Source organism: Methylobacterium sp. AC690, from assembly GCF_979256535.1.
This window is the reverse complement of record NZ_CEEDOX010000019.1, coordinates 86,601-101,452: the sequence shown is the minus strand read 5'-3', so window position 1 is coordinate 101,452 and position 14,852 is coordinate 86,601. Positions and strand designations below refer to the sequence as shown.

Here is a 14,852-nt window from a genome sequence, read left to right as displayed (position 1 = left end):
GTCACGGGGGGCGGCGCTCAGCAGCGAAGCGCCGCGCGGTGTCGGGTCGGGTCTAGACCATCTCGCGCGAGCAAAGCTACGCCGTTCCGGGACGCCCCAGGGGGCCGGGCCGGCCCGCCTCCGCATGGCGGCCGCGCAGGCGGAAGGCCAGGAGGACCAGCAGAAGTCCGAACACCATCGCGTAGCTGCCGATCCACCAGGTCAGCACCAGGGCCGACAGGCCGGGATTGATCAGGAGCGCGATGCCGAACAGGATCGAGACGCCGCCGCCGAGCACCAGCCACCAGCGCCCGTAATGGGCATGCAGGCGGAAGCCCGCCGCGACCATCAGGCCGCCGGTGACGAGGGCCCAGAACGCCACGAGATAGACGAAGGCCCAGACGGCCGCCGCCGGCACGAGCACGGCCGCGACGCCGACGACGATGTCGAGGAGCCCTTCGAGGAGGAGGAAACCCCAGCGCGCGTGGCGCTGGGCGGCCCGCACCGAGGCGACGATTCCGACGATGCCGTCCACCAGCATGTAGGCGGCGAAGAACAGCACGAGGGAGAGGACGAAGGCGCCCGGCGCCACGAAGGCGATCAGCCCGAACAGGATGGCGACCACCCCGCGCAGCGCGATCAACCACCAGTTGCGGGCCAGCACCGTACTCATCGCATCGCGACGCGCCCCTGCGTCGCGGCGATCAAGGCCGCCCGGGCCGGCGGCACCGGGTGGCGACAGGGGAGAACCGGCGGTCATGCGCGCCTCCTGCAGCTCGGGGACGGACCGCGACCCGGCCCTTCGAGCCCGAAAACGCGCGCCGGATTTCGGACGTTCCGTCCGGTCGCGGACGCGGTCCGCAAATGTGATCCGCCTCCGGAACAATCGCCTGCGCTACTTCTTGTTGTCGCCGAGGCGGGAATTTCGGGCGGCGCGGTTTCGATTGCGCGGCCCCTGGACGCGTTCGGACGATCAGTCGATGCTTCAGGATCAGCAGGCCGTGGGGAGCCAGCCCGCACGGGGCGAGTCGGTGCGGCCATCCGATGCGGACGGCTCCCAAGCGCATGCATCGAACGCGCGGGCGCCTGGAGAGGCGCCGCTGGAGGATACCGGAGCGCGCGACCGCGCCGGCGAGTCCGCGCCTGCCTCCACCGGCGAGACCGATCCGGCCCAGGAGTCCGACGGGACCGCGGACAAGAAGCCGAACATCCTGCGCCGGCATCCGTTCTGGGCCCTCGGCATCGCGCTCGCGGTCGTTGCCCTGGCGGCCGGCGCGTATGTCTATTGGCTGACCCGCCTGCACCCGTTCGAATCCACCGACGACGCCTTCGTCGATGCGCGGCAATTCTCCATCGCGCCGAAGGTCGCCGGCTACATCGTCGACGTGCCGGTCACCGACAACCAGCATGTCGAGACCGGGGCCGTCCTGTTCCAGATCGACCGGCGCGACTACGAGGTCGCCCTGGCGCAGGCCCGGGCGCAGGTCGCCTCGGCGGAGGCCTCGATCCGCAACTTCGACGCGCAGATCGAGGGCCAGAGGGCGCAAGTCTCGGCCTCCCAGGCGGAGGTGACCCAGGCCGAGGCCTCGTTGAAGTTCGCCCGGGAGGACGCGGCCCGCTACCGCGACCTCGCCGAGAAGGGCGCGGGCACGATCCAGCGCTCGCAATCCTCCGCCTCGACCCTCGACCAGCAGCAGGCCGCCTACGACCGCTCGAAAGCCACCCTCGTCGCGGCGCGCACCCAGGTCGGCGCGCTCGCCGCCCAGAAAGCGGGGGCCGAGGCCAGCCTCGCCACCGGCCGGGCCCAGGTGGCGCAGGCCGAACTCAACCTCGGCTACACCACCGTCACGGCGGCCCAGCCGGGCCGGATGGTGCAGCTGTCGGGGGCCCGGGGACAGTTCGCCCAGGCCGGGCAGACGCTGTCGACCTTCGTGCCCGACGACATCTGGGTGATCGCGAACTACAAGGAGACGCAGATCACCGACATGCGGCCGGGCCAGCACGCCGATATCGCGATCGACGCCTACCCGGACCGCAAGATCACCGGGCACGTCGATTCGGTGCAGCCTGGCTCCGGCACCGCCTTCAGCCTGCTTCCGGCCCAGAACGCCACCGGCAACTACGTGAAGGTGGTCCAGCGCATCCCGGTGAAGATCGTGGTCGACCAGTGGCCCACCGACGTCGCCATCGGGCCCGGCATGTCGATCGTGCCGCGGGTGCACGTCCGGTGACGGGCATCGCACGATGAGCGCCGCCGCGGCGGAGGCCGGCGGGGCCTCGGACGCCTCCGTCAAGGCCCCGGGCGGGCACAACCCCTGGGCCATCGCCCTCGTGGTCTCGCTGGCGACCTTCATGGAGGTGCTCGACACCACCATCGCCAACGTGGCCCTGCGCTACATCTCCGGCGGCCTCGCGGTGGGCCCGGACGAGGCGGCCTGGGTGGTGACGAGCTACCTCGTGGCCAACGCCATCGTGCTCACGGCCTCGAGCTTCCTCGCGAAGCGATTCGGGCGAAAAGCCTTCTTCATGTGGAGCATCGCGCTCTTCACTGTGGCCTCGGTGCTGTGCGGCTTCGCCTGGAACCTCGAATCGCTCCTGGTCTTCCGGGTGCTCCAGGGGCTGGGCGGGGGCGGCATGGCGCCGCTGGCCCAGTCGATCCTGGCCGATTCGTTCCCGCCGGCGAAGCGGGGCCAAGCCTTCGCCCTCTATGGGCTCGCCGTGGTGGTGGCGCCCGTGATCGGCCCGACCCTGGGCGGCTGGCTCTCCGACAACGTCTCCTGGCACTGGTGCTTCCTCATCAACGGCCCCATCGGCCTGATCGCCCTCGGGCTGATGCACCTGCTGCTGGAGGACCCGAAGGGCGCCGTGGAGGAGCGGCGGCGCCTGCGCCGCGAGGGCGTGCGCTTCGACCTGGTGGGGTTCCTGCTCGTCGCCACCTTCCTGGGGGCGCTCGAGGTCGTCCTCGACGAGGGCCAGCGCAAGGACTGGTTCGGCTCGAACTTCATCGTGGTGTTCGCGGTGATCTGCGTCGTCGCCTTCGTGGCGATGATCCCCTGGGAGCTGACCCGGAAGAACCCGGTGGTGGATCTCCGGCTCCTGGGCAGCCGCCAGTTCGGCGCCTGCTTCCTCGTGATGATGGCCACAGGCGCGATCCTGATCGCCACGACGCAGTTCGTGCCGCAGCTGGTGCAGGAATATTACGGCTACACCGCCACCCTTGCCGGCCTCGTCCTGGCGCCGGGCGGCCTCGTCACGGTGTTCATGATGCTGGTGATCGGCCGGATCTCGGGGAAGGTGCAGCCGAAATACCTGATCGCACTGGGCGCCGCGATCGTCTCCGCGGCGATGTACGACCTTACCCGCCTCTACGGCGACACCAGCTTCTGGTTCTTCGCCTGGTCGCGCATCTATATCGGCATCGGCCTGCCGATGATCTTCATCTCGATCACCGCCGCTTCCTACGAGGGCATCGAGAAGGGCCAGACCGACCAGGCCTCGGCGCTGATCAACGTGGCCCGCAACGTCGGCGGCTCGATGGGCGTGAGCCTCGCCCAGAACGTGCTCGCCTACCGGCAGCAATTCCACCAGAGCCGGCTCGGGGAGAGCGTCTCCAGCGCCAACCCGAACTACCAGGAGACCCTGCGGGTGGCGACGCAGTACTTCCAGGCCCATGGGGCGTCCGGCGTCGAGGCGCAGAACCAGGCGATGGCCTGGATCGGCCAGCAGCTCCAGACCCAGGTGGCGTACTGGGGCTACATCGACGTGTTCTGGTCGCTCTGCCTCGTCTCCGGCGCGGCGGTGCCGCTCGCGATGATCCTCAGCAAGGTCAAGCTCGGCGGCGGCGCACCGGCCGGGCACTGAACCGCGCCGCTTCGGGGCTCACTCGGCCGGCGTGGTCGCCTCGGTGACGTGGACGCGTCCGGCCTGGGCTGGGACGGGGGCCGCGTCGGTCTCGATCTCCGTGAGGGTGACTTCGGATTTCAGCTCCGGGGCCGCGAGGGCGGCCACGCCCTCGTAGCGGTCGAGGCGGCGGTCGATCATGCCGCCGATCTTTTCGCGGACCTCGGCGACCGTGAGGCTGCGGCGGCCCTTGCCGGCCTTCTCGGTGAACAGGCTGCGGTTCGCTTTCGCCGCGGCCTTGAACACCTGCTTGGCGACCTGGCCCGGCTTCTCGGCGGTGAGCTCGAGGAAGCGGCCGGCGCTGGCGGTGCCGAGGAAATGCGCGAAGTAGAGCTCGGCGGTGGAGAGGTCGCGGCCGATGCGCTGCTCGATCCGGCCCTTGTCGCGGTTGATGAGCTCGCCCGCCATCAGGGCGGCGACGTAGGGGTCCTGGCGCAGGCGCAGCACGCGGGTCCGCGTCGCCTCGTCGGCGATCGTGATGGCGCTGCCGCGCCCCTTCACCGCCGCCGCCTCGTCGGCGAGCCCATGGCGGGCGCCGTAGGTGCGGATCAGCTCGAGCCAGGTGCCCGACAGGAACTGGAACAGGCCCTCGGCGGAGGAGGTCGAGGCCTTCACCTTGGTGGCGAAGCTCGATTCCTTGTCGGCCAGCGCCATCATGTAGACCGGGTCGACGCCGGTTTCCGTGGCGGCCCGCAGGATGGTGTCGACGATCTCGCGCGGCACGGCCATGTCGCCGAAGCGCAGTCGCTCGGCGCCGGAGGCGTCGCGGCTCGGGGCGAGGGAGGCGAGGTCGCTCTCGATCAGCGACAGCGTCGCGGGTTCCTGCTCGACCACGGGAACCCCGGCCCAGTCGGACGCGTTAGGGGTCTCGGGAACAGGCGCGGACTGGTCCCGGACGAGAGCCTGCGCCGTCAGGGCGCGCTCGTCGATCCGGTCATGGGCCGCCGCGGCGGGTGCCAGGGCGTTCTGCGGCAGCGCGCCGCCCAGCAGCACGCCAGTGACGAGCGTCGCGAGGGTCCGGCGGCGGAGAGTGGCGAAGGTCCGGCGCGTCCTGCGCTCGGTCCGCGGCAGCCACGCCACGGTCGGGTCTGCGTCGAAGGTCTCGTTGGGCACGAGACGGCTCACGTCGTCGGCGCAGAGCGCCGGCTCCGGGAAAACCCCCATCATTGGTCCTTGTTCGTACCGCTGCCTTCGTCGGGCGCGGCTTCGTTGTCGTTCAGCGAGGGGACGTCTCGCCGGTTGCTGTGACCAGAATGGGACAGCTCCGTGATTCAACGATGGCAGGCTTAACGTTGGGTTAAGCCATTGTATTTACGAATTTTTAATAGATCGTTCGGTGGCCGTTCAGGTGCACCGCGTCAAAAAGGCGTCCTGGCCAGGGTTGGAACGCAACCCCGGAAGCCCAGTTAGTGAGGGCTGAGCGGAACGGCCCCCAGGTTGGGACAGGCTCCCGTTCGCCTGAAGAAGGAAGCCGTTTCCCAATGAGCATGCAGACCGGTCGCCGCGTCGGCGTTGCGTTCGTTGGCATGGGTGGCGCTGTCGCCACCACCGCCATCGCAGGCATCGAGATGATTAAATCCGGATCGAACCGCCTCGATGGCCTGCCCCTGGCGGGCGTCCCGGTCGCCGGGATGGCCGACTACAAGGACCTCGTGTTCGGCGGATGGGATCTGAACGACGATGACCTCGCCTCCGCCGCCACCGGCCACGGCGTTCTCACCGCGCAGGATATCGAGAATGGCGCCCAGGTCCTGAAGGGCATCAAGCCCTGGCCGGCCGTCGGCAGCGCCAAGTTCTGCAAGAACATCGAGGGTGCCAACCGCATCGTCGCCAAGGACCACCGCGAGGCGGTCTCGGTCATCGCCAACGACCTGCGCCGCTTCAAGGCCGAGAGCAATCTCGACGAGGTCGTGGTCATCAACCTCGCCTCCACCGAGCGATGGCCCGATCTGTCCGACCCGACCCTGAACTCGACGGCCGCCTTCGAGAAGGGCCTCGACAGCAGCGACGAGTCCATCAGCCCGGCGATGCTCTACGCCTATGCGGCGATCAAGAGCGGCGTGCCCTACGCCAACTTCACCCCGAGCGTGGCCGCCGATGTGCCGGCCCTGCTCGAACTGGCCAAGGAGATGAACGTCCCCGTGGCCGGCAAGGACGGCAAGACCGGCCAGACCATGATGAAGACGGTCCTGGCCCCGGCCCTCAAGGCCCGCGCCCTGCACGTGGACGGCTGGTTCTCCACCAACATCCTCGGCAACCGCGACGGTCTGGCCCTGAACGACAAGGACTCGCTCCAGTCGAAGCTCAACACCAAGGGCACGGTGCTCGACTCGATCCTCGGCTACCCAGTCGAGGACCACCTCGTGCACATCCACTATTACCGCCCCCGCGGTGACGACAAGGAAGCCTGGGACAACATCGACGTCAGCGGCTTCATGGGCCAGCGGATGCAGATCAAGGTCAACTTCCTCTGCAAGGACTCGATCCTGGCCGCCCCCCTCGTCATCGAGATCGCCCGCGTCCTCGAGCTCGCCAAGCAGCGCGGCGACGGCGGTGTCCAGGAGCAGCTCTCGAGCTTCTTCAAGGCCCCGATGGTGAAGAACGGCCACGGCCCCGAGCATGACTTCGGCAAGCAGCAGACCATGCTGCTCGAGTGGCTCGGCACGCACTGATGTCGACGCAGACGGAGGGCGCCGGTCCCGCGGCCCCGCTGGCGCTTCGCGCCCTCCTCGTCGAGGTCAACGACCTCAAGCGCGTGCACGCCGCCGGGCGGACGGGCTCCATCGCCGAGCGCCTGTTCGCGCAAGGCTGGGGCGCCCTCACCGGGGGCGCCGCGCCGGAGGCCGTCGCCCTCGACATCACCGCCAAGGCCCTCGCCGCGGCCCGCCTCTGCGATCTCGACGCCGCGTTCCTCAGCGCCGCCGGGCTCGACGAACGGGCAACGGCGGATGTCCTGGTGGCGGGTTTCGATGCCGTCAGCGACAGCGTCGCCTCCAGCCTGCGGGACCGCCTCCGGGCGGCCCTGCGCGCGCCGGAAAGCTTCGTGCCGGGTCCCCTGCCGGGCTTCGTCGCCGCCCTGGCGCATCAGCCCCGCGCCGGCGTCACCTGCCCCGGCAAGCCCCGCATCCTGCTGGAGCCGCCGGAGAACCATGCCGAGCATTGCCTGATGGTGGCGGTCTACGGCGTCGTGCTGAGCCCGTTCTACCGGGCCGACCCGACCCAGGTCTTCCTCGCCGCCATGGCCCATCACTTCCACAATGCCGCGATGCCGGATGCCGGCTTTACCGGCGAGATGCTGTTGGGCGACCACCTCCTGCCGATCATGGCCCGCACCACGCAATGGGCGCTCGACGAACTCGACCCGGCCCTGCGCGAGACGGTCGAGCGGGCGCGCAGCGTCCTGCCCGACGACGCCACGGCGGAAGGCCGGGCCTTCCACGCGGCCGACTGCATCGACCGCGTGCTGCAGATCGCCCAGCACCTGCGGGCCGCTACCCTGACCATGGGCACGGTTCTCGACGAGATGGAGCTCGTCCATGCGGGTCCGGTGAAGGGCTTCCACGACCGCGTGCTCAAGGACATGCAGATCCCGTGATTTCACCTCGCGACCGCGCGGGCGACCCGTCATGATCCCCTTCGATCTTCGCTCGCCGGAAACCGGCGAGCCCCTCAAGGCCGATACCCCTCACTCGCTGCGCGAGGCGGAGAGCGGCGCGCGCTGGCCGGTGATCGACGGCATCCCCTACCTGCGCACCAACCGCGCCGACCTCGTCGCGCAGACGCTGAAGCGGCTCGATGCCGGCGAGGCGGACCTCGCCCTCGAAGGTCTGCTCGCCGACCAGGACGACTGGTGGACCGGGCCGCCGGCCGACCCTCTGGAGCTGCACGAACTCGTGCGCGCGCGGGACAAGCATTCCCTGCGCGATGCGGTGCGGCTCCTCGGCTGGGGCCGGGTCGGCGACTACTTCCTGCATCGCTGGACCGACCCGACCTTCCTGGCCGGCCTCACCCTGCTCGAAGCGCACTGGAACAACCCGGTCTGCGTCTTCGAGTTCGCCTGCGGCATCGGCCACTACCTGCGCGAATTCCAGACCCGCGGCATCAAGGTCTCGGGCGCCGACGTCGTCTTCGCGAAGCTCTGGGTCGCGCGCCACTGGGTGGTGGGCAAGTCGGCCCAGCTCGTCTGCTTCGATGCCCATTCGCCCCACTGGCCGATCCCGGACGCGCCGGTCGACCTCGTGGTCTGCAACGACGCCTTCTACTTCCTCGACCGCAAGGCCGAGGTGCTGGAATGCCTGCGCCAGAATGCCGGCGACGACGGCTGGCTCGCCGTCAGCCACATCCACAACAGCGACCGACCGGGCTTCTCGGCGGGTCGCGCCGTCTCGGCGGCCGAGATCGACGAGCTCTTCCCCGACGGTCTCGTCTACGACGACGACGACCTGACGCGGGCCATGCTGGAGCGGCGCGCCCCCTCCCCCCGCAAGCCCCAGGACCTGACCGGCTGCGAGGCCTTCTCGGTGGTGGCGGGGCCGGGCATGCGCCCGGCCCCGCGCCCCGTGATCGACGGCATCACCGTGCCGCGCCCGGGCCGGACCCTGCGCCTCAACCCGCTCTTCGTCTCAGAGGGCGGCGCGGAACACGCGATCCGCTGGCCCTCCGAGCGCTACGAGGCCGAGTACGCCGCGCGCGCCACCTATCCGTCGACCTATGCCGGGCCGGACAGTCTCGACTGGCAGGGCGACCTCGATTCGCCCGAGGCCGACCGGGTGCGTGACCGGACCTATGTCGACCTTCCGGAGCGCTGGTGATGGCGTCGGCGCAGGACCCCGTCGCCTGGGGCATCGTCGGCTACGGCTGGGTCGCACGCGACTACATGGCGCCGGGCATCCGCGCGGCCGGGCATCGGCTCGTCGCCGTCGCGGATCCGGGCGAGGCCTCCCGCGCGGCGGCCGAGGCCGAGGGCGCCCGGGCCTATGCCCGGCTCGAAGACCTCGTGAACGATCCGGAGGTCGAGGCCGTCTACGTCGCCACCCCGAACCATCTGCACCGGGAGGCGATCGAGGCGCTGGCGGGCTCCGGCAAGGCGATCCTGTGCGAGAAGCCAATGGCGGCTTCCCTCGACGAGGCCGAGGCCATGGTCGCGGCGCTGCGCGGCGGGGAGACGTTCTACGGCACCGCCTTCGACCAGCGCCACCACCCGGCCCACCGGGCCATGCGGGACGCGATCCGCGCGGGCCGGCTCGGGACCGTCACGGCGATCCGCATCGTCTATGCCTGCTGGCTGCCGAGCACGTGGACGTCCTTCGCCGGCCAGGACAACTGGCGCATCGACCCGGCCAAGGCCGGCGGCGGCGCCCTGATGGATCTCGCTCCGCACGGCCTCGACCTCGTCGATTTCCTCCTCGACGAATCGATCCACGACCTCGCCGCCCTGACCCAGGCGCGGGCGCAGGACTACGCCGTCGACGACGGCGCCCTCCTGATCGGGCGCACCCCCTCCGGCGTCCTCGCCAACCTGCACGTCGCCTACAATTGCCCGGACGCCCTGCCCCGCCGCCGCCTTGAAGTGACCGGCACCAGGGGCCTGCTGACGGCCATCGACACGATGGGCCAGGTGGCGGGCGGCAGCCTTTCGTTCACCGACGGGTCAACCGGCCTGTCCGACACTCTGCCCTTCGACGGGGAGGCCTCGCCTTTCCTCGAACAGGTGAAGGCCTTCGGCTCGGCCCTGCGCCGGCCGGCGGAGCGCGAGGCCTACAGCGCGACCCGCGACCTTCACACCATGCGCTTGCTGGCCCGCGCCTACGCCGCGTTGCCCTGAGGAACGGAACACCACGACCGTGAACGAGCAGGACCAGGACGACCGCGCCCGCCACAGCCGGATCAAGGCGCCGCGCGCCTACACCCACGGCGCCCCCCGCCGGATCGAGGGCCTCCCGGCCGCTCTGCCCGAGCCCGTGCGCGCCTATCTCGACATCCTGCCGGAGGGCCGCATCGTCGGCTTCCCCCTGGCGCCCCTCGACCGCACCGGCATCCCGGTCTGGTTCGTGTCGCTGTTCCTCGACGACCCGTTCTTCGTCGGCGCCATGCCGAGCGGCATCGGCTACGGCGCCACCGACGACGAGGCCATCATCGGCGCGGTGGCGGAGATCGCCGAGAACCTGATGCCGTCGCTCGCGGTGATGCCGCGCAAGAAGGAGCGCGCCAGCTACGACGACCTCGTGCGCGTCTACGGCGCCGGCGCGGTGGCGGATCCCCTGACGCTCTGCCTGCCGGCCGGCAGCCCGGTGGGGCGCGGCACGACCCTCGAATGGACGCCCACCCTCCGCGCCCGCAGCGGCGAGACGGTGCTGATGCCGCTCGACATCGCCGCCACCGACTATTTCGAGCTGTCGGAGGGCTACAAGCCCTTCACCAACCTCATCACCAACGGTCTCGGCGCCGGGCCGGACGTGCCGTTCGCGCTGGGCCACGGCCTGCTCGAACTGCTGCAGCGCGACGGCAACGGCCTGCTGTTCCGGGCCCTCGACCAGGGCGTGATGCTCGATCTCTCGGAGGGCCTCGGCCCCGAGACGCGCGGCATGCTCGACCGGCTGGACGAGCTCGGGATCAAGGCCCTGCCGAAATTCGCCACCGACCAGTTCGGCCTGACCAACCTCTACGTCGTCGGCCACGACCGCAACCTCGCCGACACGCCGGTGCCGATCGCCCTCTCGGCCTGCGGCGAGGCCTGCGATCCGGATCGCGAGCGGGCCCTGCGCAAGGCGCTCCTCGAATTCCAGGCCGCCCGCGTGCGCAAGGCCTTCGGCCATGGGCCGCTCTCCTTCGCGGAGCGGGTCACGCCCCCGGGCTACGTCAAGGCCTTCATCGACAAGGCGCTGCCGAGCCTCGACCTCGAGGAGAGCCGCGCCCTCAAGGCGATGCTCGAATGGATCGTGCAGCCGCCGGAGGGCATCGCCGCCACCCTGCGCGACACCGTCTATTCCGAGCGCTCGACCAAGCGCTTCACCGACCTGCCGACCACGGAGGCGCCGGACGGCCACGCCCGCGGCCGCATCGCCCGCGAGCGCCTGGAGCAGGCCGGCTTCGACGTCCTCTACGTCGATTGCTCGCCGCCCGGCGGCGGCGTCGGCGTGGTCAAGGCCATCGTGCCGGGACTCGAGGTCGAGACCATGAGCTACCACCGCATCGGCGCGCGCAATACGCAGAAGCTCATCGACCGCGACCACCCGCTGATCCGTTTCGGCGCGGCCACCGACACCCTCAAGCCCGTGCGCCTGACCCCGGAGGCGATCGAGCACTTCGGCGGCCAGCCGCTGTTCGACACCGCCCTGGCCGACCGGATCGTCGGCGCGCACTACCCGCTCTACCGCGAGCCGGAATCGCACCACGCGCCGTTCCGTCTGGCCCAGCAGGGCCGTGCCGCATGAGCCTGCGCTTCGCCTACAACACCAACGGCACCGCCCATCACCGCCTCGACGATGCGATCGATCTCATCGCCGAGGCCGGCTACCAGGGCGTGGCGCTGACCCTCGACATCCACCACCTCGACCCCTTCGCCGAGAGCTGGCGGCCGGAGGCGCAGCGCGTGTCGAGCCGGCTCCAGCGCCTCGGCCTCGGCTCGGTGATCGAGACCGGCGCGCGCTTCCTCCTCGACCCCAAGGCCAAGCACGAGCCGACCCTGGTGAGCGGCGATGCCGTCGGCCGGGCCCGCCGGATCGGCTTCCTCAAGCGCGCCGTCGACATCGCGGCGATCCTGCACTCCGAGGCGGTCTCGTTCTGGGCCGGCGTGCCGAAGCCCGGCATCGATCCGGCCGAGGCCCAGGGCTGGCTGCGGGAGGGGCTGAGCGAGATCGTCGCCTACGCCGGCGCGCAGAACGTGGTGGCCTGCCTGGAGCCCGAGCCCGGCATGCTGATCGAGACCCTGGACGACTACGCCGCCCTCGACCTGCCGGGGCTGAAGCTCGCCCTCGACACCGGCCACTGCCTCGTCACCGGCGAGCGCGACCCGGCGGTGGCGGTCGCGGAATTCGCCGACCGCCTCGGCACCGTGGCGATCGAGGACATGGCGCGGGGCGTCCACATCCACCTGCCCTTCGGCGAGGGTGACATGGACGTGCCGGGCGTGCTGGCGGCCCTCGACGCGATCCGGTTCGACCGGTTGATCTGCGTGGAGCTCTCCCGCGAGAGCCACCGGGCCGACCTGATGGTGCCGGCTTCACTGAAATACCTCCGCGATTGCCGCAACCCGAACCCGGGAGTCTCCGCGTGAGGATCTGCTTCGTCTCGCGCCGCTACTTCCCGGCGATCTCCGGCATGAGCGTCTACGCGCAGAATCTCCTGCGCGAGCTGGTCGAGGCCGGCCACGACGTGACGATGATCTCCCAGTACCGCGGCGACGCCTTCGGCACCCGCGTCTACGGCGGCGGCCCGCCCCCCGCCGTGCCGGGCGTCACCGTCATCGGCCTGGAACAGGTGGGCGAGCAGGAGAGCGGCGATTTCGAGCGCGACATCGACACCATGGTGGCGACGATTCGCGCCGAACACGCCCGGAAGCCCTTCGACATCCTGCACGCGCAGTACGGCTACCCCACCGGCTGGGCCACGCTCCTGGCCTCGCGGACGATCGGCGTGCCGAACGTGGTCTCGATCCAGGGCGGCGACGGCCACTGGGTCGGCTCCTGCTGCGAGACCCACCGGGTCGCCATGTGCGAGGTGCTGGCCCATGCCAACGCCCTGCTGATCGGCGGCGCCTCCTTCGTCCAGGAGGTCTGCGACCGGCTCGGCTCGGACCCCGCCCGCTTCACCATCGTGCCTGGCGCCGTCGACACCGCGCGTTTCACGCCAGGGCCCGGCGACCATCCCGGTCCGGTGCGGCTGTTCTATCACGGCCGCGTCGACCGCCGGAAAGGGGTGCTCGACTTCATCGACGCCCTGGCTCTGGTGCGCGCCCGCGCGATCCCGTTCGAGGCGATCATCTCCGGCATCGGGCCCGACGTGGAATCCTCGAAGGCCCGCGCGGCGGACTTGAACTTCTCCGAGGCCGAGATCCGCTTCACCGGCTACGCCGACTACGACACCGTGCCGGACCTCTACCGGGCGGCGGACGTCTTCGTGTCGCCGACTTATGCGGAGGGGTTCTCCAACACGATCCTGGAGGCGATGGCGGCCGGGCTCGCGGTGGTCTCGACCCACTCGGTCGGCGTCTCGGACTGCCTGCGCGACGACGAGAACGGCCTCCTGGTCCAGCCGGGCGACGTGCCGGCCCTGGCCGAGGCCCTCGCCCGGGTGATCGAGGACGCGCCCCTGCGGAAGCGCCTCGCCGCGGACGGCCTGGCCGAGTGCCGCCGGGTCTATTCCTGGCGCGCGGTGGGCCGGCAGATCATGGAGGTCTATGCCGGCATCGCCCGGGCGCGTCCGGCCACCGACTTCCCGACGGTCTTGCCGCATGATCCGTCCTGCCGCTTCCGCGCCGAACCGCACCTGCTCTGAGCCGATGCCCACCGCCCTCGCCCTGTCGCCCCATCTCGACGACGCCGCCTTCTCCTGCGGCGGCCTCCTGCACGCGCTCGGTGTAGCGGGCTGGGACGTGGTGACCGTGACGGTGTTCACCGCCTCGGTGGCGAACCCGGCGGGGTTCGCCCTCGCCTGCCAGACCGACAAGGGGCTCGGGCCGGAGGTCGACTACATGGACCTGCGCCGGGCCGAGGATGCGGCGGCGATCCGGGCCCTCGGGCTGGCGCGCCCGCGCCACCTGCCCTTCCGGGAGGCGCCCCATCGCGGCTACGCCTCCGCCCCCGCGCTGTTCCAGGACGTGCGGGCGGATGACGGGATCGTGCCGGACCTGACCGGTGCGTTCCGGGCGCTCCTGGCCGAGACGACGCCCACCCTTATCCTGGCGCCCCAGGCCATCGGCGGCCATGTCGACCACGTCCAAGTGGTGCGCGCCCTCGATGCGGCCGAGCCCGCGGCACCGATCCTGTGGTGGCGCGATTTCCCCTACACGGTGCGCGACCAGACCCCGAAGGAGCCCCTGCGGGCGCGCTTCGCCCCCCTCCCGGAGGCCGAGATCCGCTGCGGAGCCGAGGGCCGCGGCGCCAAGGCCGAGGCCTGCGCCGCCTACGCGACGCAGCTCGGCTTCCAGTTCGGCGGCCCCGAGGGCCTGGTCCGGCGCCTGGCGCAGGAGGACGGCCGCGAGCGCTTCCGCCGGCAGGGCGCCCTGCCCGAGAGCCTGAGGCGCCTCGTCGCCGATGTCGGCTGAGGCGCCGCCCGCCGAACCGAAGAGCCTGCGCGACCCCGTCGCCCTAGCCGCGCGCAAGTCCCTGCTGGCCAGCCCCCACATCGCTCCGATCCGCGCCCTCGGCCGGCAGATCGCCGCGGCACAGGGCGCCGAAGTCCCCGATCCCGATCCCCTCGACGGCGGCGTCGCGGCCCGCCTGCTCCTGCTCCTGGAGACGCCCGGTCCGAGCATCCGCGGCACCGGCTTCGTCTCGCGGGACAACCCGACCGGCACCGCCGCCAACCTGTTCCGCTTCCTGGCCGAGGCCGGGATCGCCCGCCGCGACACCCTGATCTGGAACACGATTCCGTGGGTGATCCACGCCCCTGGGGCCCTGAACCGCGCGCCGCGCCGGTCCGAGGTGCGGCAGGCCCTGCCCTGCCTGGCGCCCCTCCTCGCCTGCCTGCCGCGGCTCGGCGTCGTCGTGCTCTCCGGGCGGGTCGCGGGCTTCGCGCGGCCGGAGCTCGAAGCCCTGCGCCCGGACCTGACGCTGATCCCGATCCCGCATCCGAGCCCGACCTATGTCTGCACCGCCCCCAGCGTCGCCGCGCGCATCCGGGCGGGCCTGAGCGAGGCGCAGGCGTGCATCGCCGGTGGGCATTGCGCCTCTCTCGCTGGCAATTGCCGGCCGATGCCCCTAAATGCGGGCGACGGGCCGTGGTCCGGCACAAGCTCGGGTTGACCCATGCCG

At 71.1% G+C, this 14,852-nt stretch carries 13 protein-coding genes; 11 read left to right on the top strand and 2 right to left on the bottom strand.

Annotation, left to right across the window (positions count from 1 at the left end; all coding sequences use genetic code 11):
* Positions 1-76: 76 nt before the first annotated feature.
* Positions 77-739, bottom strand: a complete 663-nt coding sequence (locus AC0IY1_RS20825; protein WP_471772064.1) for an HdeD family acid-resistance protein — start codon at positions 737-739, stop codon at positions 77-79.
* Positions 740-959: 220 nt separating this feature from the next.
* Here AC0IY1_RS20825 and AC0IY1_RS20820 point away from each other — a divergent pair, with 220 nt between their 5' ends.
* Both AC0IY1_RS20820 and AC0IY1_RS20815 read left to right on the top strand, forming a co-directional pair.
* Positions 960-2,210, top strand: a complete 1,251-nt coding sequence (locus AC0IY1_RS20820) for an HlyD family secretion protein (RefSeq protein ID WP_471772061.1) — start codon at positions 960-962, stop codon at positions 2,208-2,210.
* Between the two features lie 13 nt (positions 2,211-2,223).
* On the top strand, positions 2,224-3,840 hold the full coding sequence (locus tag AC0IY1_RS20815; protein ID WP_471772058.1) for a DHA2 family efflux MFS transporter permease subunit: 1,617 nt from the start codon (positions 2,224-2,226) through the stop codon (positions 3,838-3,840).
* An 18-nt stretch (positions 3,841-3,858) separates the two neighbouring features.
* On the opposite strand, the gene AC0IY1_RS20810 is transcribed toward AC0IY1_RS20815, so the two are convergent.
* On the bottom strand, positions 3,859-5,043 hold the full coding sequence (locus AC0IY1_RS20810; RefSeq protein WP_471772068.1) for a transglycosylase SLT domain-containing protein: 1,185 nt from the start codon (positions 5,041-5,043) through the stop codon (positions 3,859-3,861).
* Between the two features lie 317 nt (positions 5,044-5,360).
* On the opposite strand from AC0IY1_RS20810, the gene AC0IY1_RS20805 reads away from it, so the two are divergent.
* From AC0IY1_RS20805 to AC0IY1_RS20765, 9 genes are read left to right on the top strand one after another with little or no spacing between them, the layout of a single operon-like run.
* Positions 5,361-6,551, top strand: coding sequence for an inositol-3-phosphate synthase (locus AC0IY1_RS20805; RefSeq protein ID WP_055948149.1), 1,191 nt, complete (start codon positions 5,361-5,363; stop codon positions 6,549-6,551).
* A complete protein-coding gene (locus AC0IY1_RS20800) occupies positions 6,551-7,474 on the top strand; it encodes an HD domain-containing protein (protein ID WP_103710670.1) in 924 nt (307 codons plus the stop codon). Before AC0IY1_RS20805 ends, AC0IY1_RS20800 begins: the two co-directional genes overlap by 1 nt.
* A gap of 31 nt (positions 7,475-7,505) precedes the next feature.
* Positions 7,506-8,690, top strand: coding sequence for a class I SAM-dependent methyltransferase (locus AC0IY1_RS20795; protein WP_471772056.1), 1,185 nt, complete (start codon positions 7,506-7,508; stop codon positions 8,688-8,690).
* A complete protein-coding gene (locus AC0IY1_RS20790; RefSeq protein ID WP_471772054.1) occupies positions 8,690-9,703 on the top strand; it encodes a Gfo/Idh/MocA family protein in 1,014 nt (337 codons plus the stop codon). The genes AC0IY1_RS20795 and AC0IY1_RS20790 overlap by 1 nt, the downstream gene beginning before the upstream one ends.
* A gap of 19 nt (positions 9,704-9,722) precedes the next feature.
* Positions 9,723-11,312: a YcaO-like family protein gene (locus AC0IY1_RS20785; protein ID WP_471772052.1), complete on the top strand. Its 1,590-nt coding sequence runs from the start codon at positions 9,723-9,725 to the stop codon at positions 11,310-11,312.
* The gene (locus AC0IY1_RS20780) at positions 11,309-12,154 is read left to right on the top strand and encodes a sugar phosphate isomerase/epimerase family protein (protein ID WP_471772049.1); all 846 of its coding nucleotides are present in this window, start codon (positions 11,309-11,311) and stop codon (positions 12,152-12,154) included. The genes AC0IY1_RS20785 and AC0IY1_RS20780 overlap by 4 nt, the downstream gene beginning before the upstream one ends.
* Positions 12,151-13,374, top strand: a complete 1,224-nt coding sequence (locus AC0IY1_RS20775; protein ID WP_471772047.1) for a glycosyltransferase family 4 protein — start codon at positions 12,151-12,153, stop codon at positions 13,372-13,374. Before AC0IY1_RS20780 ends, AC0IY1_RS20775 begins: the two co-directional genes overlap by 4 nt.
* Positions 13,375-13,378: 4 nt before the next feature.
* Positions 13,379-14,143, top strand: a complete 765-nt coding sequence (locus AC0IY1_RS20770; protein ID WP_471772045.1) for a PIG-L deacetylase family protein — start codon at positions 13,379-13,381, stop codon at positions 14,141-14,143.
* Positions 14,133-14,843 (top strand): uracil-DNA glycosylase, encoded by a 711-nt coding sequence (locus AC0IY1_RS20765; RefSeq protein ID WP_471772043.1) that lies wholly within the window; start codon positions 14,133-14,135, stop codon positions 14,841-14,843. The genes AC0IY1_RS20770 and AC0IY1_RS20765 overlap by 11 nt, the downstream gene beginning before the upstream one ends.
* Positions 14,844-14,852: the final 9 nt, after the last annotated feature.